The sequence below is a fragment of the Candidatus Thalassolituus haligoni genome (assembly GCF_041222825.1).
Taxonomy (GTDB): Bacteria; Pseudomonadota; Gammaproteobacteria; order Pseudomonadales; family Oceanobacteraceae; genus Oceanobacter; species Oceanobacter antarcticus.
Genome location: NZ_CP139482.1, coordinates 2,951,253 through 2,970,637, shown reverse-complemented (window position 1 = coordinate 2,970,637; position 19,385 = coordinate 2,951,253). Strand labels below are relative to the sequence as shown.

The following is a 19,385-nucleotide window of genomic DNA, read 5'->3' as shown; positions in this document are numbered from 1 at the left end:
TCTACTGGCTCTGCGCTTAGTATATTCCTCAGTTGTGGAACTCAGAGCCAGTCGCTATGTCCAGTCCGACACCCGCATCACCCTCCCGGCCAGGCCGTCCGAAAGGAAAAGGCGCAAACACTGGCGAGGATACCACCAGTAATCGTCAACACTTACTGAATGCCGCGCGCGACTGCTTTGTCAGTCAGCCATACCGTCAGGTATCGGTACGCCAGATTGCCTGTTGTGCGGGGGTTGATGCCGGGCTGATCCGCTATTATTTCAGTAGCAAGGCGGGGTTATTGGAAGCCATGTTGCGGGAAACGGTAGAGCCTGCTTTACAAGGCTTTCGCGAAGCTGCACAAATCCGCAATGACGATGATATTGATACCCTGATCGGACTTTATTACCACTCTGTGATTGCCCCGAACCCGGCACTGCCGCGATTGGTGATGCGTTTACTGAGTGATCCTGATGACAGTGAACCGTTCCGTATTATGCAATCGATTCTGGGTGATGTGATTGCGCTTTCCAGGCACTGGGTACAATCTGCTCTGGCGGAGAGCGGACGATTGCAACAGGGGGTTGATCCGGAACTGGCGCGGCTGTCATTTTTTAGTTTGACTATATTCCCTCTGATCGCACCACCGATCGTGATGGAGCAATTCGGTTTTAGCCCAACACCGGAAAGACTGCAAAAGCTGGCGGTGCATAACAGCCAGCTGCTGCACCATGGTTTGCTCAAGACGGCGGGAGCTGATACCCCGAGTGCATCAGCAACGACAGCCACTACAGCAACGACAGCCACTACAATAAAGGCTCCTCGCTTATGATGCGCCATCTCGCACTTATGTTGGCCTGTCTGGGGGGCTTGCTCCTCAACGGCTGCAGTTCCGACGACAGTGGCCGGGCGATGGGTACTCTGGAGCGGGAGCGCCTTACCCTTACCGCACCCGCTAGCGAAATCATTACGGATATTCGCGTTCACGAAGGGCAAGTGGTTCGTGCCGGTGAGGTGTTGTTAAGTCTGGACAGCACCCATGCGGAAGCCAGTGTTCGTGTGCAACAGGCACAGCTGGATCAGGCAAACGCCTATCTGAGTGAACGGACGAATGGTGCTCGGCAGGAAGAACTTGCCAGTGCCCAGGCCCGCGTGGAAGGTGCCAACGCCAGCCTGCTGGAGGCACAACAACAATGGCAGCGGGCAACAGCATTGCGGCAGCAGAATCTGACCGGACAAGCCGACGTTGATAGCGCTACTGCCCGTCGGGACAGCGCCAGCGCAGCACTGGATCAGGCACTGCAGCAGCAACGTGAACTGACCAATGGCACCCGCCCGGAGCAGCTGGCTCAAGCCCGTGCAGCTGTCGCTACCGCTCAGGCGCAGTTAGATAACGCCCGGCGTTCATTACAGGAATTAACGCTGCAGGCTCCTGCCGATAGTGTGGTGGATATTCTGCCCTGGCATCGCGGCGATCGCATCAGCGCCGGCAGTATTCTTGTTACCCTGCTGAGCCGTAGTACGCCTTATGCCAGAGTGTATCTGCCGCAGAATCGGCTGACCGGTTTAATGCCCGGCAGCCATGTCAGTGTTCAGATAGATGGTCTGGCACAGCCGCTTGACGGTGTTATCCGCAGTATCCGTTCGCAACCGGCATTTACGCCCTATTACGCACTCAACGAACGTGACCGTGCAGCATTAATGTATCTCACCGATATCGTGTTTGAGGGCGAAGCTTTGCAGCAAATCGAAACACTGCCAAGCGGTCGCACACTGGAAGTGGTGTTGCCATGACCATAGCCCGCTCCGCCGCAACGTATGCAACTGCACCGGTTGCCGATCTGGCGATCGAAACCCACCAGATGACACGCACTTTTGGCGACGCGGTTGCGGTAGATCACCTTGACTTGAGTATTCCAACGGGCAGTATTTACGGTTTTCTGGGCCCCAACGGCTGTGGTAAATCCACCTCGATCCGCATGTTGACTGGTTTACTCAGTCCGACCGAAGGCGATATTCAGGTACTTGGACGACAGCTGCCGCAACAGGCTGAATCCCTGCGCCCGCATATTGGCTATATGACGCAGAAATTCTCGCTGTACGATAATTTGAGTGTGTTTGAGAACCTCAATTTTGTCGGCGAGATATACGGCTTTGGCAGTCGACGCCGTCGCGCTCGGGTCAGCGAACTGATCGCGCTGTACGAACTGGATGCACATAAAAAACAGCTGGCCGGGTCTCTCAGTGGTGGTCAGAGACAACGTCTGGCACTGGCGGCTGCGACCCTGCATTACCCGGATATGCTGTTTCTTGACGAACCTACTTCCGCGGTTGATCCGGAAAACCGGCGCGAATTCTGGGAGCACTTGTTCGACCTCAGCTATAACGGCACCACGATTCTGGTTTCCACTCACTATATGGACGAAGCTGAACGCTGCCATGCGCTGGCGATTTTGGAGCACGGCGTTAAACGTGCTGACGGGTCGCCGCAACAATTGATGCAGACCATGGGTGCCCAGGTCATTGAAGTCGGCGGCGAGGATTTACGTGAATTAAAACAACAGCTGCTGCAACATAAACAAATCGTTTCCGCTGCCCAGCTCGGCACCCGTTTACGGGTACTGGTCGATAATGATGTTGATGCTCCGTTGCAGTGGTTGGCGCAATGGACCGGACAACGGCCACTGGAACAGGTACGCCCCAGTCTGGAAGACGTATTTGTTGTGGCTACCGGGGGCCGTCATGTGGGCTGATTCAGTACGCCTCAGCCTGTTGCGAACCTGGGCTATCGTCAGCAAAGAACTGCGGCAACTGTCACGCGACCGCATGACCTTCGGCATGATTGTGATGATTCCGCTGATGCAGCTGATGTTATTCGGCTATGCCATCAATACCGATGTGCGCCATGTTCAGGCCGGTTTACTGGATCTCAGCCAGTCCAGTTACAGCCGCTACCTGGTGCAGGCGCTGGAAGCGTCACAGGCGGTTAATTTCCGCCGTGTTTATCATTCGTTGGCCGAGGCGGAACAGGCCATCACCCAGGGGGAAGTCAAAGCCGTACTCTACCTGCCGGCCGATATGAGCAGACGCCTGCTCAGCCAGCCGGATTTTCCCGGCAACACACGCATCCACTACGGGCCGGATAATCCGCTGCAAGCCGTGGGTCAATGGTTGGTTGATGGTTCAGATACCATGATCAGCGCCAGCCTGCGGGCTTTACGTAATATGCCGTTTAATGAACTGAGCAATCAGGCTTATACACTGCCGGTACCCCACTTTGAACTGGTGCAATATTTTAACCCGGAACAACGCAGCGCGGTGAATATCGTACCGGGAATGCTGGCCATTATTCTGACCATGACCATGATTATGTTTACCTCTGCCGCCATCGTGCGTGAACGGGAGCACGGCAACATGGAATTTCTGATCACCACGCCGGTACACACTCTGGAATTAATGGTTGGCAAGGTGATTCCTTATATCCTGGTGGGACTTATACAGGTCGGCATTATTCTTGGCATCGGACACCTGGTGTTTTCTGTTCCGGTACGCGGTGGACTGCTCACTCTGATGATGGCTGCGTTGCTGTTTATCAGTGCCAGCCTGACCATTGGCCTGGTCATTTCCACGATAACCAAAACGCAGTTACAGGCGATGCAGATGACGGTATTTATTTTAATGCCGTCAATCTTATTATCCGGCTTTATGTTCCCCTACGATGCCATGCCGGAACCGGCACAATGGATTGCCGAAGCCCTGCCTGCCACGCATTTTATGCGGCTGATTCGTGGCATTGTGCTGAGAGGTGCCAGCCTGACCGGACAGACCTTTGATATGCTGTGGTTGCTGGCATTTACCGTGGTCGGGTTGCTGTTTGCCTCGGTGAGGTTTAAGAAGCGGCTGGATTGATTGTTGCCAAGCCAATAAATCGTCGTGGTGATTAAAAAGACATTTTGATGCAATACGCCTTCGGCTATTGGCATCCTGCGAGCCTGCTACGCAGCCTGTTTGGTGTGACCCGTTTGGTGTGACCCGTTTGGTGTGACCTGTTTGGTGTGATGAGTGATCCCTTGGCAAGGGAGGATCCCTGGGTCAAATGATGATTTCCGCTTGAGTGAATGCCGTTGGCACCCTTGCAGTTAAAACACGGCAGTTAAAACACGGCAGCTAAAACACGTGGCTTGGTTGGTACTTGTTGCGGATTTTGTGACAGCAATCGCATGGCCGCCCGCTGATGAACATCGCAATAACGTGGTTATGGGGACATCTATTTAATCCGGTGCTCACTCTGGGCTACCAGAGGGTTTCGAATCACGAAGCCGACTTGCAGGCCTGACGGGTCAAGTCAAACGTCGGCGACACAGAGTCGAGATCATCCGGCAGCCCCCGCAGGGCGCGGGTTGTCGCCGTCCAGTGCGGTGTTGACGAATGTGAAAAGGACGCGTCATTTCGCTGCATTCGCCGCCTTGCCCTGATCACCGGCAACACTCGCGCAGAGCCGTGCAGGATTAAATAGATGCCCCCTTATGGCTATCAGTACGCGCAATACGCGTCAGACGCTTGCCGCTGTTGCGGTTTTGTTTATGATTGCGGTATCGAGCCTTCAGGACAGACCCGTGAACCATTTCGATCAGGAATCCATTGTGTATGGCGTTATTCGTCATAGCCCCAGTACTCGGGAGGTGATTGCCCAGAATGAGCGGCGCACTAACTGGGCGGCGTTGCAGAGTTTGCCTCTGGGAGTGGATGATGATTGGTCTTTATTATGTCGGGAGATGTTTGCCATGCCGGGGCAACACCTGCTGAATGGCACCTATCAAACCCAGATTATCCATTTTGCAGCCTCTTATCGGGCGGTTGAGTACGAATGGGAGACCTGGCTACGGCAGTTTGAGTCCCTGTTGAAATCGATGTTCTGGGTATCGGCAACCGTACATCTGGAAACCGAATTGTCGGGCAAGCACACGTTTAGCTGGCAGGCGGATCGCGGCCATATACCTTCTGATGCTGAACTGCGCATGAGTTGCGAATGGGAAAGGGAGGCCGGTTTTGCCTTCTGATTATCCGCAAGAAGACGCCCCGGAACACGGGGTGCTCGAAATACCCTGGAATCGTTTGAGCGCTGAGGCGCTGGATGACATTCTGGCTGAATTTGTGCTGCGCGAAGGTACGGATTATGGCGATGTGGAATTCAGCCTGGCCGACAAGAAGCAACATGTCATGGGGCAGCTTGAATCCGGCAAGGTACGGTTGTTATTTGACCCGATCGAAAATAGCTGCCACATTGCTCTGGTCAGAAAATAATCTGATCAAATCCTGATCTGCATGGACGTTGATCTGACCGTATGCCAATACACCTCAGGAGGCTGAAGCCATGACTGACATTCGGGTACAACGTCTGCGCCGTCGAGTCGCAGATGCCGTTGAGGATATCGACGCCATGAAAGAGCAGTTGGCTGACATTCGTGCCTGCTGTGCCGAGTTGTCGGCTTCGATGCGCAAGATTCGGGAAGATTCAGAAAGGGCCAGGGAAACCGCAGAGCGACGCAAGGTGGTGCTCAAACGAGTGGTTTAAGCCAGCGGTCGCTAATTTTTTCCTTTCCCTCTGTTGTTCTCTGTTGTTAATGCCGCGTTTGGCGTTGTGCGTCACCGCTTGATCGGTAATTTGCGCCGAATCATGTCTCTTAACAAAAATCGTCCTGGCCACAAGGCTTCTGCCACACGGTTGCTGACCGGAAGCGCAGAGCCTGTTATTTGGCAAGCCAGCAGCTCTGCGCATAAAGGCGCTGATGCCAGCCCGCGAGAACCATGCCCCAGATTGATCCAGAGTCCTTCCAGTAGCGGTGCCTTGCGAGCCGGTATCTGTCGGGCATTTTTGATCATGGGGGCGTAACAGTGGATAAAACGATCAGTGTCCACGACTGGGCCAGCCATTGGCAGGTAGTCGGGGGTGGTACAGCGAAAACTGGTACGGCCGCCGACCACCAGGTTGTGTGTACTGGCTTTACTGGCCAGCGTACCCCATAAATCGCCAAAGTCCTGCAAGTGGCCCAGGTTGGTTTGATGATCTTGCTCGCGCAGTGTCTTGTCCGGATCATTCTGGTGATAGGTTGCGCCCAATACCAGTTGTCCTTCCCTTGGTGGTGCCATATAGCTGCGACCACACAGTACGGTTTTCAGTGGCGGGCTTTGTGCTGCATCGAGGTAAGTCAGTTGGCCGCGAATGGATTTGATTGGCAGGTAGGTATCAGGTAGCAACTGTTGGGTGGCAGCGGCGGTGGCGATCACCAGCTGTTGGGTGGTCTGGCTGCTGGACGTTGTTCCTGCTGTATCTGTTGTTGTATCGAGTTGTAATTGCCAGTGCTTGTTGGTGAGTTGTGCTATGGAACTGACATTAGCGATCTGGACGTCGATCAGTGAGTGATCCAACAGCCGGTGGCACAAATCAGCCGGGCTGACCCAGCCAGCCGCAGGGAAGAACAGCCCCCCTTGTTGCTGTGAACTACCAGCCAGCACACTGGCTTGTGCAGCGGATACCGGCTGAATCAAGGATGCTGGGTAATGGAGGCGGTCGAGAAATTTCTGCTGGCGCTGTTGTTCAGCCGCAGACCAGGCCAGTTGCAAGACGCCACAAGCATTCCAGACCCCATCTGCGGACGGCTCAAACAGACGATTCATCCAGCGCAAACTGGTGAGATAAGCGTGCAGATAGAATTCGGTATGGGTCGCCTGGTTGTTGGCTGCGAGTTTGACGTACAGCCCTCCCTGAGGGTTGCCGGAAGCGCCGGTGGCGATACCTGATTGATCGATAACTTGCACCTTGATACCGCGCTCGGCCAGTGCTCTGGCGGTGGTTGCACCTGCCAGCCCGGCACCTACGATGATAACCGCTGCAGCGCTGCTATCAGAGAGGGACATCGGGGTTGGTAATGAGGGCGTCATCCAAGGCTGTGAATTGGCTTCTGGTGGCTGCTCTGGGCCAATACTGGCTTTATAGGTGGCTGCCAACATTTCCCGTTTGCCGTTATAGCCTTTGGGTTTGTAGACGTTAAAGCCTGCCCCTTGCAGCCCTCGGCGCACCACACTGGCGGCGGTAAAGGTCGCCAGTGTGGTCGCGCATGTCAGTTGCGGATGGCGTCGGCTTAGGCGTCGAATCTGCTTGAACAGATCTGGCTGCCACATCTCCGGGTTGTTAGCCGGGGCAAATCCATCCAGATACCAGGCATGTACCGGCCCGGAAAGCTCGGCCAAAGCATCGACAACATCATCCAGTATCAGCGTCAACTGCACTCGCTGCTCCGGCCAGCAAAGACTGTGAAAACCGGTGATGGCGTCGGGATATTGCGTCAGTAATTGTGTGGTCAACTCCGCCAGCTCCGGCCACAGTGCCAGTGCTCTGGAGAGCTGCTGGCGGGATAGCGGGTATTTTTCAATGCTGGTGACATGTAACCAGCAATCATTGTTTGGCTGTTGCTGGAAGGCTTGCCAGGTGGTGAGAAAATTCAGTCCGGTGCCAAACCCGGTTTCAACAATACAAAATGGCCCACGCCAGCTGGCCCAGCGGTGCGGCAGCTGGTTGTGCTGCAGAAAGACGTAGCGACTCTCTGCCAGACCGTCGTGCAAGGAAAAATAAGGATCGTCAAACTGACTGGATACCGGCAGTACGTCGTTTTGCCAGGTGATCTCCGGGGGTGTCAAAGGAGGTAACGGGCCGGGCCGTGAGTGGGTACGGTGCGGCGTATTGTTTGAGCCGTTGCTGCGGGAAGTTGTTTCGGCCACGGGTTTTCCGGGTACTGGGAGCGGGGCGCTGATGGTAGCAAAAACCGGTACTGGCTGGCAGTACCGGATGGTGATGAAAGGATTAGCGAAAGTTACTGAATCTGTTCCACACTGATCAGGATGACGGGCTCTTTGGGTTTGTCGCCCGGCAGCGTTTCAACCTTGCCTATGGCATCAACCACGTCCATGCCAGCGGTGACGCGCCCGAACACGGCGTAACCAAAGTCACGGCTGCCGTGATCCAGAAAGCCGTTGTCTTTCAGGTTGATAAAAAACTGGCTGGTGGCGCTATCGGGATCGCCACGGCGGGCCATGGCAATGCTTCCCCGAACGTTTTTAAGACCGTTTTTGGCTTCATTGGCGATGGGCGGCAAGGTTGCCCGCTGGCGCATATCGGTAGTGTAACCACCACCCTGAATCATAAAATCACCAATGACCCGGTGAAACAGGGTCTGGTTGTAATGACCGCTGGCCACATAAGTAAGAAAGTTGTCCACCGACAACGGCGCCTTGCTGCGATCCAGTACCAGCTCAATGATCCCCATATTGGTGGTCAGGCGAATTGGAACCAAGTCTTCGGTAGTGGGATCTGCCCAGGCGGATGACAACATCAGTGCGGCACTCAGGGCCAGCAGCTGTTTCAGTAAAAAACGGCGGTACATCGGAATATCTCCACAGGGAATGGGCTAAGGCCTGTCGTGTCGCTCCGGCCAAGGTGTGTAGCCGGAGCAACGGGTGTGTTTGGCGGCTATCAGGACCAACCGCTGGTGTGTTTGCGGCCACCTCGCAGGGCGGGCAGTATCAGCCCGGCCAGAATGCCGAGAAAGACCAGACCACCGCCGTAGATCAGGCGATTGAGGTCGCGGTCATCGCGTAATTGCGCGTTTTCTGCACTCATGGCTTCGAGCTGGATTTCCAGCTCCTGATTGCGGGTAGACAGCTTGCGGGCTTTTTCATCCAGGGCCAGTGCGCCGGATGATACTTCGCGGATGCTGCTCAGTTCCTGGGTGGCTTTTTCTGTTTTTTGTTCCAGAGTGCTGCGTTCTGAACGCAAGCCTTTGACTTCGCTTTCCAGCGCTTGCAAGCGTTCGGTGGCGGTTGAAAGTTCAGCGCGGGCTTTTTCCAGCTCGCGGTTGGCCAGCACCAGATGCTCACGGGCGGTCGGCTCGTTGTCGAGGTAGCGGGTCAGAACCCAGCCTTCATTACCCTTGTCGGTACGAACGAGTGAATAACCGGCGTCGGCATTTTCGCCCAGCAGTAGCAGATGCTCGCCACTTTTCAGCGCCTGAATAATCCGGTGCTGGGCGGTGGGGCCGGAGCGCAATTGCAGCCACAGGGTGTCGGTGACATAGCGCTTTTCACCGGAGGATACGGCAACATAGCGATCACCTTCGGCCGTTTGTTCGGCCAGGGCGCCGGTAGTGCCTGTGGCGATGATCAGGCATAAACCCAGTTGCGTTAACAGCTTCACGTCTTACTCCTTGCAGGCTGCCTTATGGCAACACTTTCTTGAACGGTTTTACGATGACCTGCTGATACACACCGGCGTCGATATAGGGGTCGGTATCGGCCCAGCGCTGGGCATCTTGCAGTGAGTTGAATTCGGCAATCACCAGGCTGCCGGTAAATCCTTCGCTGCCGGGATCTTCGCTATCAATGGCAGGATGGGGGCCAGCGACCAGCAGACGACCCTCGGCGGACAGAGTTTGCAGGCGTTTTAAATGCGCAGGACGGGCCGACAGACGTTGATCGAGACTGTTGGCGACGTCCTGGCTGATAATGGCGTACCACATGGTTCAGGGTTCCTCATGGTTCATGTATCGGTATAAAAAGATTGACTGGGCCATGATAAAAACAATAGTCAGCCCCAGTAGGCCAAATAACTTGAAGTTTACCCAAATATCTTCAGAAAAGTTGTAGGCAACAACCAGATTGGCAATCCCGCTCAGCAGGAAAAAGGCAACCCAGGCGTAATTCAACTGTATCCAAACTGACACGGGCAGGGTCAGGTTCTGCCCCATCATCCGCTGCAGCAGCGTGGTGCCGGTGACCCAGTAGGTGCCGAGAAAGGCAGCGGCAAACAACCAGTTAACGACGGTGGGTTTCCATTGGATAAAGGTTTTATCTTGCAGAATGACCGTGGCACCGCCCATCACGACAACCAGCGCCAGCGTGACCAGATGCATGTTCTCGACCTTGCCGGTGCTCAGGCGGGTGTAGAGAATCTGCAGAATCGTTGCCGGGATCAATACGGCGGTGGCCAGCACAATCGGTTCCATAGCGTGTAGCGAGGCCTGCTGGTTGGCATTCAACCAGGGCGATACCCACTCAATCAGTTCCGGTGCGAACTTGTAGGTCAGAAAAAAAACAACGATCGGTAAAAAATCCAAGAGTAACTTCATTCGCTTCGCATTCTATGTCCTATTACAATGGGGCGATTATGGCTGAACCTACCAAGAGCGTCCACGTGAACTCAGAGATCGATTTACACTGCCACAGTAATGCGTCCGACGGCCACTTTCCGCCGGATGAACTGGTACGCCTTGCTGCCGGGCGTGGTATCAAAACCCTGGCGATCACAGACCATGATACGGTAGACGGGTTCCGCCGCGGCCGGAATACGGCAGCAGAGCTGGGGATCCGGCTGATACCGGGGATTGAATTGTCTACGGTCTGGAGCGGTGTATCGGTTCATATTGTTGGACTCGGTTTTGATCCGGACGCCGCTGTGATGCAACAGGCCGAGCAGCATCAGAGCTCGGTGCGGGCGGCGCGGGCGGAAATTATTGCAGCACGGCTGGCGAAAAAACTGCGTTGTGACATACCGCTGGCAGAAGTGATCGCTTTCGGCAATACCAGCGCAGACCAGCTGGGGCGTCCCCATTTCGCCAAATACCTGGTTGAAAAGGGCCTGGTGCCCAGTATCCAGCACGCGTTCAGCAAATTGCTGGGCGCTGGCAAAATAGGGGATGTCAAAAGCGGCTGGCCGGAAATGACCACGGCGGTTGAATGGATTGTGGCTGCCGGAGGCACGCCGGTGCTGGCCCATGCTCACCTTTATAATATGACCCGCACCAAGCTGCGCAGCTGCATCCGTGATTTTGCTGCTGCAGGTGGCAAGGCGCTGGAAGTGAGTTACGGCAAGATGGACGGCAACCAGTCAGGCCAGATGGCGGCGTTGGCGCGGGAGTTTAATATGCTCGGATCTTGCGGCAGTGATTACCATGGCCCGAATCGTTTTGGCCTGGAACTGGGCGTAATGCCGACGTTTCCATCGCTGATTACGCCGGTATGGCAACAGTGGCAGGTGTCTACCCCAGCGTAATTCGTCGTCATATGCCTGAAAGTCACGTATTCGTTGGCCATATTGGCTAGCAAGGCAGTTGTTGTGTTGCCAATGGCAACAGTTTGAATGTTACAGGAGCTCATGTGAGCCAGTTTTTACAGATACATCCGGAAAACCCCCAGGCCCGGCTGATTAATCAGGCGGTCGAGATACTGCGCAAGGGAGGAGTAGGGGTTATACCTACGGACTGCTCCTACGCGCTGGCCTGTCGTATTGGTGATAAAAAAGCCACCGAAGTGATTCAGCGTCTGCGCCAACTGGGACCAAAGCACAATTTTACCCTGCTGTGTCGGGATTTTTCCGAGCTGGCAACGTTTGCCAAGGTTGATAACAGCCAGTATCGACTGCTCAAAGCCCATACGCCGGGTGCTTTCACATTTATTTTGCCGGCTACTCGCGAAGTGCCGCGATTGTTGATGCACCCGAAAAAACGCACCATTGGCATTCGGGTGCCTGACAACGCCATCGCCATGGCGTTACTGGATGCCATGAACGAGCCGCTGATGACCAGTTCGCTGATTATGCCGGGCGATGACATGCCGTTATCCGATCCCTACGACATTCGTCAAACGCTGGAAAACCAGCTCGATCTGATTATTGATGGCGGTTACTGCGGTTTTGAAGCCACGACTGTGATTGATATGACCGAAGAGGTGCCAGAGCTGGTTCGGCAGGGCGTTGGTGACGCATCGGATATCCTCGGCTAGGAGCCTGTCGGGCTTGGGCGATGGTCGTGAGGAAAAGTCTGATGTAGTCGTTTTTGCGTGAATTTGAGGTGAATAGTGGTTCTATTTAGCCAAGGTTTGTTCAAAAAAAGCCAAATCCCGCTTTTCCGTTGTGGTACAGCGCTAAGTCCGACGGGCGTCTGGTACCGGGCTGGCAGTCGGGCATAAAACCGGTATGATGCGCGTTTTGTTGTTTCGCCAGCCTGGATGATTTGTATGACTCAAGACACCTCGAATGTCACCGCGCAAGCCAGCGGCCCCAAACGGGTGCTGACCGGTATCACCACCACCGGAACCCCTCACCTGGGGAACTACGTCGGTGCCATTCGTCCGGCAATTGAGGCCAGCAGGGAAGACGCCAACGAATCCTTCTATTTCCTGGCGGATTACCATGCCCTGATCAAGTGCCAGGATCCGGCTGCGGTGCAGCAGTCCACCAAAGAAATTGCTGCTACCTGGTTGGCGTTGGGGCTGGATACCAGCAAAGCCGTTTTTTATCGTCAATCGAATATTCCCCAGATCACCGAGCTGTGCTGGATTCTTAGCTGTATTTGCGCCAAGGGGCTGATGAATCGGGCGCACGCCTATAAGGCATCTGTAGATGCCAATATGGCGGAAGGTGAAGATGCCGACAAGGCCATCACCATGGGGCTGTTCAGTTACCCGGTATTGATGGCGGCGGATATCCTGATGTTTGGCGCCTCTCATGTACCCGTGGGCAAGGATCAGATTCAGCATGTCGAAATGGCCCGCGATATGGCACAGCGCTTTAATCATATCTACGGCAACCATTCATCGATCCTGACCCTGCCAGACTATGTGGTGGATGAGCATGTGGCAGTGCTGCAAGGTCTCGACGGCCGTAAGATGAGCAAAAGCTATGGCAATACCATTCCGCTCTTTTTGCCTGAAAAACAGCTGAAAAAACACATCAACAAGATCAAGACCAACCTGCTGGAACCGGGTGAAGCCAAAGATCCGGACAGCTCCACGGTCTTCCAGATCTGGCAGGCTTTTGCCACCGCTGACCAAACCGCCGCCATGCGTCAGGCGTTTGCTGAAGGTATTGCCTGGGGCGAAGCCAAGAAACAGCTGTTTGAGCTGATTAATGCGGAATTGGCCGAAGCGCGTGAACGTTATCATGATCTGATGGAGCGTCCGCAGGATATCGAAGAACAACTTCAGGCTGGTGCTGCCAAGGCCCGTGCCATTAGCGAACCACTGATGGCAGAGGTGCGACAGGCGGTGGGTATCGCCCGGTTGTTGTGAACGCCCATCCAGTGAGGCGGGTCATCGGTACGGATTGTCTCCGGCGTCTGACGCCGGAATACCCCGAACGGCTGGATCAATACAAGAGGGACGTTATTTGAGCTCCGTGGATTCCCAGCGGCGGGTGGTGTCTGGCATGCGTCCGACAGGCCGGTTGCATCTCGGTCATTATCATGGCGTGTTAAAAAATTGGGTGCGCCTGCAGCACGAGTACGAGTGCTTTTTCTTTGTCGCCGACTGGCATGCCATGACGACGGAATACGAACACCCTCAGTCGCTGTCGGCCAATGTCTGGGACATGCTGATCGATTGGCTGGCCGTCGGGATTAATCCGGGTTCGGCTACCTTGTTCATTCAGAGCAAGGTGCCGGAGCAGGCAGAATTGCACCTGCTGCTGTCGATGTTGACGCCCCAGAGCTGGCTGGAACGAGTGCCCAGCTATAAAGACAAGCAGTCGTTACTGCGGGAATCGGAAGGATTGACTTACGGTCTGCTCGGATACCCCCTGCTGCAAGCGGCGGATATTCTCACCTATCGTGCTGGCCTGGTGCCGGTAGGTGCAGATCAGGTTGCCCATATTGAAATGGCACGCGAGCTGGCCCGACGCTTTAATCACTTGTATGGCCGCGAAGCTGGCTTCGAGGATAATGCCCGGCTGGCGTTAAAAAAACTCGGCAAAAAAACCGGTAAATTGTACAAGGAATTACGCAAGGATTTTTTATCCCAGGGTAATGGTGATGCCTTGCTGACGGCCCAGGCACTGGTGCGTGAGCAGGCCAGTCTGACCCTGGCAGATCAGGAGCGGCTGATCGGTTATCTGGAAGGCATTGGCCGCTCGATCTTGCCTGAACCGCAGGTCATGCTGGCACCGATGGCCAAAATGCCGGGTCTGGATGGGGAAAAAATGTCCAATTCCAGCGCCAATACCATTCCGCTGCGAGCCGAGCCTGATGAGGTCAGCCAGCAAATACGTACGATGCGCACCGATCCTGCGCGAGTGAGACTGAGTGATCCCGGTAATCCGGATGTCTGCCCGGTATGGCAGTTTCACCGGGTCTATTCGGATGATGCCATACAGCAGCGCGTCCAGAGTGCTTGCCGGGGTGGGCAATGGGGTTGTCTGGAGTGCAAGCAGCCGGTGATTGATGCGATAGTGGCGGAACAGGAGCCGATCCGTGCCCGTGCCTTTCAGTACCAACAAGAGCCGGATTTACTGCGCAGTCTGATTGCCGATGGCACTGACAAGGCGCGCGATGCCGCTCGTGCAACGCTGGATGAGTTACGTGAGGCGATGGGTCTGAGCTACCGCTAAGCGGCGATCGATAATCTAGCGCTGTTGCTCTGACTGGATTGCGATAGCTGTATTAAAAATGCTCTCCGGTTGCTCATTTATCACGTATAAACTGCGCTTTTGGGCTTATTTTGGCCTTGTACTCACGGCCATGAAACGTGTTGCAATAACCTGTCAGGAGCGGCTGTGAAACCTTTGCAGGACAACGTATTGCCAGCGTCTGCCAATGCCGTCGCATCAACCACTCCGGGTCAGCGTGACATGCCCTTTGCCTTGGTGCAGGGGCAGCCGTTCACCCAGTTGCCGCTGGATTTATACATACCGCCAGATGCACTGGAGGTTTTCCTTGAGCAGTTTGAAGGGCCACTGGATCTGTTGCTGTATCTGATTCGCAAGCAGAATCTCGATATTCTTGACGTCAACGTGGCGGATATCGTCGACCAGTATTTGCGTTACATCGATATGATGCAAACCATGCAGCTGGAATTGGCTGGCGAATACTTGGTCATGGCCGCCATGTTGGCAGAGATCAAAAGCCGGATGTTGTTGCCGCGTCTCCGCGACAGCGACAGCGATGAGGAAGAAGACCCCCGTGCCGAGCTGATCCGGCGTTTGCAGCAGTACGAACGCTTCAAAACAGCGGCTGAAGACCTCGATGCGCTGCCGCGTATGGAGCGCGATTGGCAGCAGGCCAGTCTGAAGGTTGACCAGCCGACGCTGAAGCGTTTGCATCCAGAAGTGGATCTGCGCGAATTGATGCTGGCGTATGCGGATGTTTTGCGGCGGGTTGATCGAACCGAGCATCATGAGGTTCAGCGTGAGCAACTGTCGACGCGGGAACGAATGAGCCAGGTGCTGGAACGGTTGAGCGGCAATGATTTTATCGTTTTTATTCACCTGTTCGATCCGGCAGAAGGTCGTTTGGGGGTCGTGGTAACGTTTTTGGCCGTGCTTGAACTGGTCAAGGAAAAACTGGTTGAATTGGTGCAACAGCAGCAATTTGGCCCGATCCATGTCCGTATAAAGCCATCCAGCGGAGCATATGCCGACGATGAGTGAAGCTGGCAGCGATTCATACCGGCTAACGGGTGCTGGCCATGGCCTGACGCCAGCGCAGTTGGCGTCTGTGCTGGAAGCCGCGATGCTGGTGCATGCCGCGCCAATGTCACTGGAGCGGATGGCCAGTTTGTTTGATGAACAGCGTAAACCACTCAACTCCGAACTGCGGGCAGCACTTGAGCTGCTGGACAGCCAGCTGCAGGGTCGGGGGATAGAACTGGTCAGGGTCGCCAGCGGTTATCGTTTGCAAGTGCGTCAGCACACCATGCCCTGGGTGAGCCGGTTGTGGGAAGAACGGCCACCGCGTTACACCCGCGCATTGCTGGAAACCCTGGTGCTGATCGCCTATCGTCAGCCCGTTAGCCGTGGTGATATTGAAGATGTGCGGGGGGTTGTGGTCAGTTCCAGTATTATCAAAACATTATTGGAGCGTGAATGGATCAAAGTGGTTGGCCATCGTGATGTACCTGGCCGACCAGCCCTGTTCGCCACCACGGCAGAATTTCTCGATTATTTTGGCCTCAGCAGTCTCGATCAGCTACCGTCATTGATGGCAATACGGGAACTGGATGATGCCAATCGCAAGCTGGCATTGGGCGATGATGCCGAAGCCAAACGTCGTCCTGATGACGATTATACATTTACCCGAGATGAAGACGTCGCCAGGCGTGGAGCAGATGTGCTGGATGCCACTGCCGATGATCTGGCGCAGGCCGACGTGCTGGTGGCCAAGGTCGAACAGAATCTGTTTGCCCGTAATGAAGAAGACCCGCACGGCGGTAGCAAGGTAAAACAAGGTAGCAATACAGAGGGCGGCCCGGCCCGGAAGCAGCTCGGCGATTTGATCGACCGTCTGCAGCAATCAGAACACCGGGACGCTTCCCAGACATCTGCAACCTCAGCGGCATCGGAACACGATGCAGAGGATGCCCGGAAACAAGATAACCAGTCATGAAAGAACGTATACAGAAAATCCTCGCCGTCAGTGCCGTTGCCAGCTCGCGTCGTGAAGCCGAACGCTGGATTGCCGAAGGCCGTGTCGGCCTGAATGGCAAAACCGCAGTATTGGGTGATCGTGCCGACAAACACGATGACGTGCGCCTCGATGGTCGTCCAATCAAACTGGATGATATTGGTCGTGACCGTCGCGTGCTGGCGTACAACAAGCCGGTCGGTGAAGTATGTAGCCGCACGGATCCAGACAAGCGTCCAACCGTCTTTGAGCATTTGCCCAAGACCAAAGGTGAGCGCTGGATCAACGTGGGCCGCCTGGATATTAACACCAGTGGTTTATTGCTGTTTACCACGGATGGTGAGTTGGCCAACCGACTGATGCATCCATCGACCGGTGTTGACCGCGAATATGCGGTACGGGTACGTGGTGACGTTGACGAAGCCATGATTACCCGTTTGAAAGAAGGCGTGCTGCTGGATGATGGCATGGCCAAGTTCGCCGATGTGAAGTACTTCGATGGCGAAGGTCAGAACAAGTGGTTTCACGTTGTGCTGATGGAAGGGCGTAACCGCGAGGTTCGACGCCTGTGGGAAAGCCAGGGTATTGAAGTCAGTCGTCTTAAACGCGTACGTTACGGCTGTATTTTTCTGCCATCCAATATTCCGGTCGGAACCTGGGTCGAGTTGGGGCAGCGCGAATTGAATGACTTGTCGGATTCGGTGGGTCTGGAACGCAAGCGTATACGCCGTCTGATCGGGAAGGAGAAAGAGCAGTTCCAGCGCCATCAGAAGCGCCAGAAAATTCGTCAGCAAGCCAGCGCTCGCCCCAAGCGTCACAGCCCTGACGCCTGAATGCGGTATAGAAGAAGAGCGCTACTGGCGCTTTTCTTCTATCAGCCCCTGTGACAGAGCGGCTTCTCCTATCACACGGTTTCGACCCTGGTTCTTGGCGGTGTAGAGCGCCAGATCTGCCCGGTGAATCAGGCTTTGACGCGAGTCGGATGCGGTCAGGCTGGCACAGCCAATACTGGCGGTTGCGGTCATGGTGGTTGTCTTAGTCGCAGGTATCAGCAGTTTGCTGATGGTTTCGCGAATGCGATCGGCGACAATCAAGGCGTCTGCCTGACTGGCGTTACTCAGTAATACCAGAAATTCTTCTCCACCATAACGGAAACAAAGGTCGGTCTGGCGCATACAGTCCGTGATGGCTTGTACGGTTTCTTTTAACACGGCATCACCGCTGCTGTGGCCGTGTTGATCGTTAATGCTTTTGAATTTGTCCAGGTCGAGCATGAGCAGTGACAGCTGTTGTGCATGGCGACGGCTCAGCTCTATTTCCCGATCGAGTGTCCGATCCAGTGCCACCCGGTTGCCAGCTCCGGTCAGAGGGTCCCTGAATGACGCATCCAATGCTTCCCGGTAAAGCAGGGCGTTACGCAGGGGATGCAGCAGCGTGCTAAGCAATCCCTCAATGTTGGCCAGTTCATACTCGCGAAAACGACTGGAGCGGAAGAAAACCAGTTCGCCGAGCTTGTCACCGTGGTTACTGAGTTCATAGTTAACGCTGTGGGCACTGGTTCTCCCCTGACAAACCACAATCTGCCGGTCACGTACCCGATAGCTGATGCCGTCGACAGATACGCTGCTTTGTATATTCTTGAAAAAAATTTCAATCAGCAGCGGCAGCTCGAGGGTGCTCTGGAGTTTGCCGGTGAGCCGGAATAGTACGTCGGGCCGAATATCGGGCTTGAGTGCCAGTTCGCCAAAGGGGGCGATTGCTTTGCCGACCTGGCCACTGCTCTGTAATGGGGTCACCAGTCGCTACCTCTTGCCGGTTGATTATTAAGATGAGAGGTATTTAGCGAATTTCATGCCATTGTTTGTTTTTTATAAAACTCTATTAAATTCAATGCATTATATTAATTTTCTGATTTCAGGCGGCAATAATTACGGCAGAGCGGCAAGGATTGCCGGAAGAGGACGCATATTTTCTGGCGTTTGCCTTGAAAGTTTTGTCAATATTTTGTCAGGAGTCGGACGTTCTCGTTCCACGGCGCTGCGGGGAATGCAGTTGCGGGTTCGGCTCCACGCCAGAGCACGGGAGCCAGTCATTGAACGGTTGCAGCAAGGCCCAAACGAGCGTTAGTCAATCAGAAAAGCGTTCTCCCCCTGGGCATCCAGGCTTTGACCATGAATACCGATAGCTGCTGGACTCATCAGATGCAAGTACAGCGGCATGATGGCGCTGGGCGCTGTGACATTGGCCGGGTTTTCTACCGGGTAGGCTGCGGCTCGCATGGTGGTGCGGGTGGCTCCGGGATTGATGGCATTAACGCGGATGTTACTGGTGTTTTCCAGTTCCTGCGCCAATACCTGCATCAGCCCTTCGGTTGCAAATTTGGAAACAGAATAGGCACCCCAGTAGGCGCGACCGGTGCGACCAACACTGCTGCTGGTAAACAGGATCGAGGCATCCGCTGCGGCCTTGTGTAATAGCGGCAGCAGGTGTTTGATCAGTAGAAATTGGCCGTTGACGTTAATCTGCATCACCTTCAGCCAGGTGTCAGCGTGGTAGTTATCAATCGGGGTGCGCTGGCCGAGCACCCCGGCATTCAGTAACAGGCCATCCAGATGACCAAAATGCTCCTCGATCAATTGCGCCAGCTGTTGATAGGGTGTTTCTTCGCTGGTTTCAAGGTCGAAGGGCAGTACTGCCGCCTGCGGCAGCTGCTCTGCTTCAATCAGGTCGTAGGTGTCGTTGAGTGCTTCCTGGGTGCGTCCCAGTAACAGTACGGTGGCACCGGCACGGGCGTAGGTCAGCGCAGCTTCGCGGCCGATGCCGTAGCCCGCACCGGTTACCATAATGGTGCGACCTTGCAGGGGTTGTGTTGCGGTCATTCGAAAATCCTTGGTCTGATGAGTCGGATCAGTGCGTACGTTGATTAGCCGATAGAGCTGATCCAGGCACTGGTGGTCGGATTC

At 55.0% G+C, this 19,385-nt stretch carries 22 protein-coding genes; 14 read left to right on the top strand and 8 right to left on the bottom strand.

Translation table 11 applies throughout. The features are described from left to right. Window positions 1-56 precede the first annotated feature (56 nt). From SOJ49_RS13220 to SOJ49_RS13205, 4 genes are read left to right on the top strand one after another with little or no spacing between them, the layout of a single operon-like run. On the top strand, window positions 57-812 hold the full coding sequence (locus tag SOJ49_RS13220; RefSeq protein ID WP_369854965.1) for a TetR/AcrR family transcriptional regulator: 756 nt from the start codon (window positions 57-59) through the stop codon (window positions 810-812). Further along, window positions 809-1,774, top strand: a complete 966-nt coding sequence (locus tag SOJ49_RS13215) for an HlyD family secretion protein (protein ID WP_369854964.1) — start codon at window positions 809-811, stop codon at window positions 1,772-1,774. Before SOJ49_RS13220 ends, SOJ49_RS13215 begins: the two co-directional genes overlap by 4 nt. Further along, window positions 1,771-2,733, top strand: coding sequence for an ATP-binding cassette domain-containing protein (locus SOJ49_RS13210; RefSeq protein ID WP_369854963.1), 963 nt, complete (start codon window positions 1,771-1,773; stop codon window positions 2,731-2,733). Before SOJ49_RS13215 ends, SOJ49_RS13210 begins: the two co-directional genes overlap by 4 nt. Then, a complete protein-coding gene (locus tag SOJ49_RS13205; protein ID WP_369854962.1) occupies window positions 2,723-3,889 on the top strand; it encodes an ABC transporter permease in 1,167 nt (388 codons plus the stop codon). Before SOJ49_RS13210 ends, SOJ49_RS13205 begins: the two co-directional genes overlap by 11 nt. 402 nt (window positions 3,890-4,291) lie before the next feature. On the opposite strand, the gene SOJ49_RS13200 is transcribed toward SOJ49_RS13205, so the two are convergent. Beyond that, window positions 4,292-4,438, bottom strand: a complete 147-nt coding sequence (locus SOJ49_RS13200) for a hypothetical protein (RefSeq protein WP_369854961.1) — start codon at window positions 4,436-4,438, stop codon at window positions 4,292-4,294. A 158-nt stretch (window positions 4,439-4,596) separates the two neighbouring features. Here SOJ49_RS13200 and SOJ49_RS13195 point away from each other — a divergent pair, with 158 nt between their 5' ends. The 3 genes from SOJ49_RS13195 (at window position 4,597) to SOJ49_RS13185 (ending at window position 5,555) form a co-directional block, all read left to right on the top strand. After that, window positions 4,597-5,040 carry a hypothetical protein gene (locus tag SOJ49_RS13195; protein WP_369854960.1) on the top strand — a complete coding sequence of 148 codons (444 nt, stop codon included), beginning with the start codon at window positions 4,597-4,599 and terminating at the stop codon, window positions 5,038-5,040. Next, on the top strand, window positions 5,030-5,284 hold the full coding sequence (locus tag SOJ49_RS13190) for a YheU family protein (protein WP_369854959.1): 255 nt from the start codon (window positions 5,030-5,032) through the stop codon (window positions 5,282-5,284). The genes SOJ49_RS13195 and SOJ49_RS13190 overlap by 11 nt, the downstream gene beginning before the upstream one ends. Before the next feature lie 70 nt (window positions 5,285-5,354). Next, entirely contained in the window at window positions 5,355-5,555 is a 201-nt protein-coding gene (locus tag SOJ49_RS13185; RefSeq protein WP_369854958.1) for a hypothetical protein, read from the top strand. A 71-nt stretch (window positions 5,556-5,626) separates the two neighbouring features. On the opposite strand, the gene mnmC is transcribed toward SOJ49_RS13185, so the two are convergent. From mnmC to SOJ49_RS13160, 5 genes are all read right to left on the bottom strand, one after another. Next, window positions 5,627-7,759, bottom strand: a complete 2,133-nt coding sequence (gene mnmC, locus SOJ49_RS13180) for a bifunctional tRNA (5-methylaminomethyl-2-thiouridine)(34)-methyltransferase MnmD/FAD-dependent 5-carboxymethylaminomethyl-2-thiouridine(34) oxidoreductase MnmC (protein ID WP_369854957.1) — start codon at window positions 7,757-7,759, stop codon at window positions 5,627-5,629. A gap of 92 nt (window positions 7,760-7,851) precedes the next feature. After that, window positions 7,852-8,421 carry a peptidylprolyl isomerase gene (locus tag SOJ49_RS13175; RefSeq protein ID WP_369854956.1) on the bottom strand — a complete coding sequence of 190 codons (570 nt, stop codon included), beginning with the start codon at window positions 8,419-8,421 and terminating at the stop codon, window positions 7,852-7,854. Window positions 8,422-8,510: 89 nt separating this feature from the next. Then, window positions 8,511-9,230 carry a TIGR04211 family SH3 domain-containing protein gene (locus tag SOJ49_RS13170; RefSeq protein WP_369854955.1) on the bottom strand — a complete coding sequence of 240 codons (720 nt, stop codon included), beginning with the start codon at window positions 9,228-9,230 and terminating at the stop codon, window positions 8,511-8,513. 22 nt (window positions 9,231-9,252) lie between these two features. Beyond that, window positions 9,253-9,552, bottom strand: a complete 300-nt coding sequence (locus SOJ49_RS13165; RefSeq protein WP_369854954.1) for a YciI family protein — start codon at window positions 9,550-9,552, stop codon at window positions 9,253-9,255. Window positions 9,553-9,555: 3 nt separating this feature from the next. Then, on the bottom strand, window positions 9,556-10,161 hold the full coding sequence (locus SOJ49_RS13160; protein WP_369854953.1) for a septation protein A: 606 nt from the start codon (window positions 10,159-10,161) through the stop codon (window positions 9,556-9,558). 65 nt (window positions 10,162-10,226) lie between these two features. Here SOJ49_RS13160 and SOJ49_RS13155 point away from each other — a divergent pair, with 65 nt between their 5' ends. From SOJ49_RS13155 to rluB, 7 genes are all read left to right on the top strand, one after another. Next, window positions 10,227-11,084, top strand: a complete 858-nt coding sequence (locus SOJ49_RS13155) for a PHP domain-containing protein (protein ID WP_369854952.1) — start codon at window positions 10,227-10,229, stop codon at window positions 11,082-11,084. 104 nt (window positions 11,085-11,188) lie between these two features. Next, window positions 11,189-11,812, top strand: a complete 624-nt coding sequence (locus SOJ49_RS13150; protein ID WP_369854951.1) for an L-threonylcarbamoyladenylate synthase — start codon at window positions 11,189-11,191, stop codon at window positions 11,810-11,812. Between the two features lie 234 nt (window positions 11,813-12,046). Beyond that, on the top strand, window positions 12,047-13,099 hold the full coding sequence (locus SOJ49_RS13145; protein WP_369854950.1) for a tryptophan--tRNA ligase: 1,053 nt from the start codon (window positions 12,047-12,049) through the stop codon (window positions 13,097-13,099). A 136-nt stretch (window positions 13,100-13,235) separates the two neighbouring features. Then, entirely contained in the window at window positions 13,236-14,411 is a 1,176-nt protein-coding gene (locus tag SOJ49_RS13140; RefSeq protein ID WP_369858070.1) for a tryptophan--tRNA ligase, read from the top strand. A gap of 165 nt (window positions 14,412-14,576) precedes the next feature. Continuing rightward, the gene (locus tag SOJ49_RS13135) at window positions 14,577-15,449 is read left to right on the top strand and encodes a ScpA family protein (protein ID WP_369854949.1); all 873 of its coding nucleotides are present in this window, start codon (window positions 14,577-14,579) and stop codon (window positions 15,447-15,449) included. Continuing rightward, window positions 15,442-16,404 (top strand): SMC-Scp complex subunit ScpB, encoded by a 963-nt coding sequence (scpB, locus tag SOJ49_RS13130; RefSeq protein WP_369854948.1) that lies wholly within the window; start codon window positions 15,442-15,444, stop codon window positions 16,402-16,404. The genes SOJ49_RS13135 and scpB overlap by 8 nt, the downstream gene beginning before the upstream one ends. Next, on the top strand, window positions 16,401-17,255 hold the full coding sequence (gene rluB / locus SOJ49_RS13125) for a 23S rRNA pseudouridine(2605) synthase RluB (protein ID WP_369854947.1): 855 nt from the start codon (window positions 16,401-16,403) through the stop codon (window positions 17,253-17,255). Before scpB ends, rluB begins: the two co-directional genes overlap by 4 nt. 21 nt (window positions 17,256-17,276) lie before the next feature. Here rluB and SOJ49_RS13120 read toward each other — a convergent pair whose 3' ends face one another. Together SOJ49_RS13120 and SOJ49_RS13115 are read right to left on the bottom strand one after the other, a co-directional pair. Further along, window positions 17,277-18,218, bottom strand: a complete 942-nt coding sequence (locus tag SOJ49_RS13120) for a GGDEF domain-containing protein (protein ID WP_369854946.1) — start codon at window positions 18,216-18,218, stop codon at window positions 17,277-17,279. 327 nt (window positions 18,219-18,545) lie between these two features. Beyond that, on the bottom strand, window positions 18,546-19,301 hold the full coding sequence (locus SOJ49_RS13115) for a YciK family oxidoreductase (protein WP_369854945.1): 756 nt from the start codon (window positions 19,299-19,301) through the stop codon (window positions 18,546-18,548). Window positions 19,302-19,385: the final 84 nt, after the last annotated feature.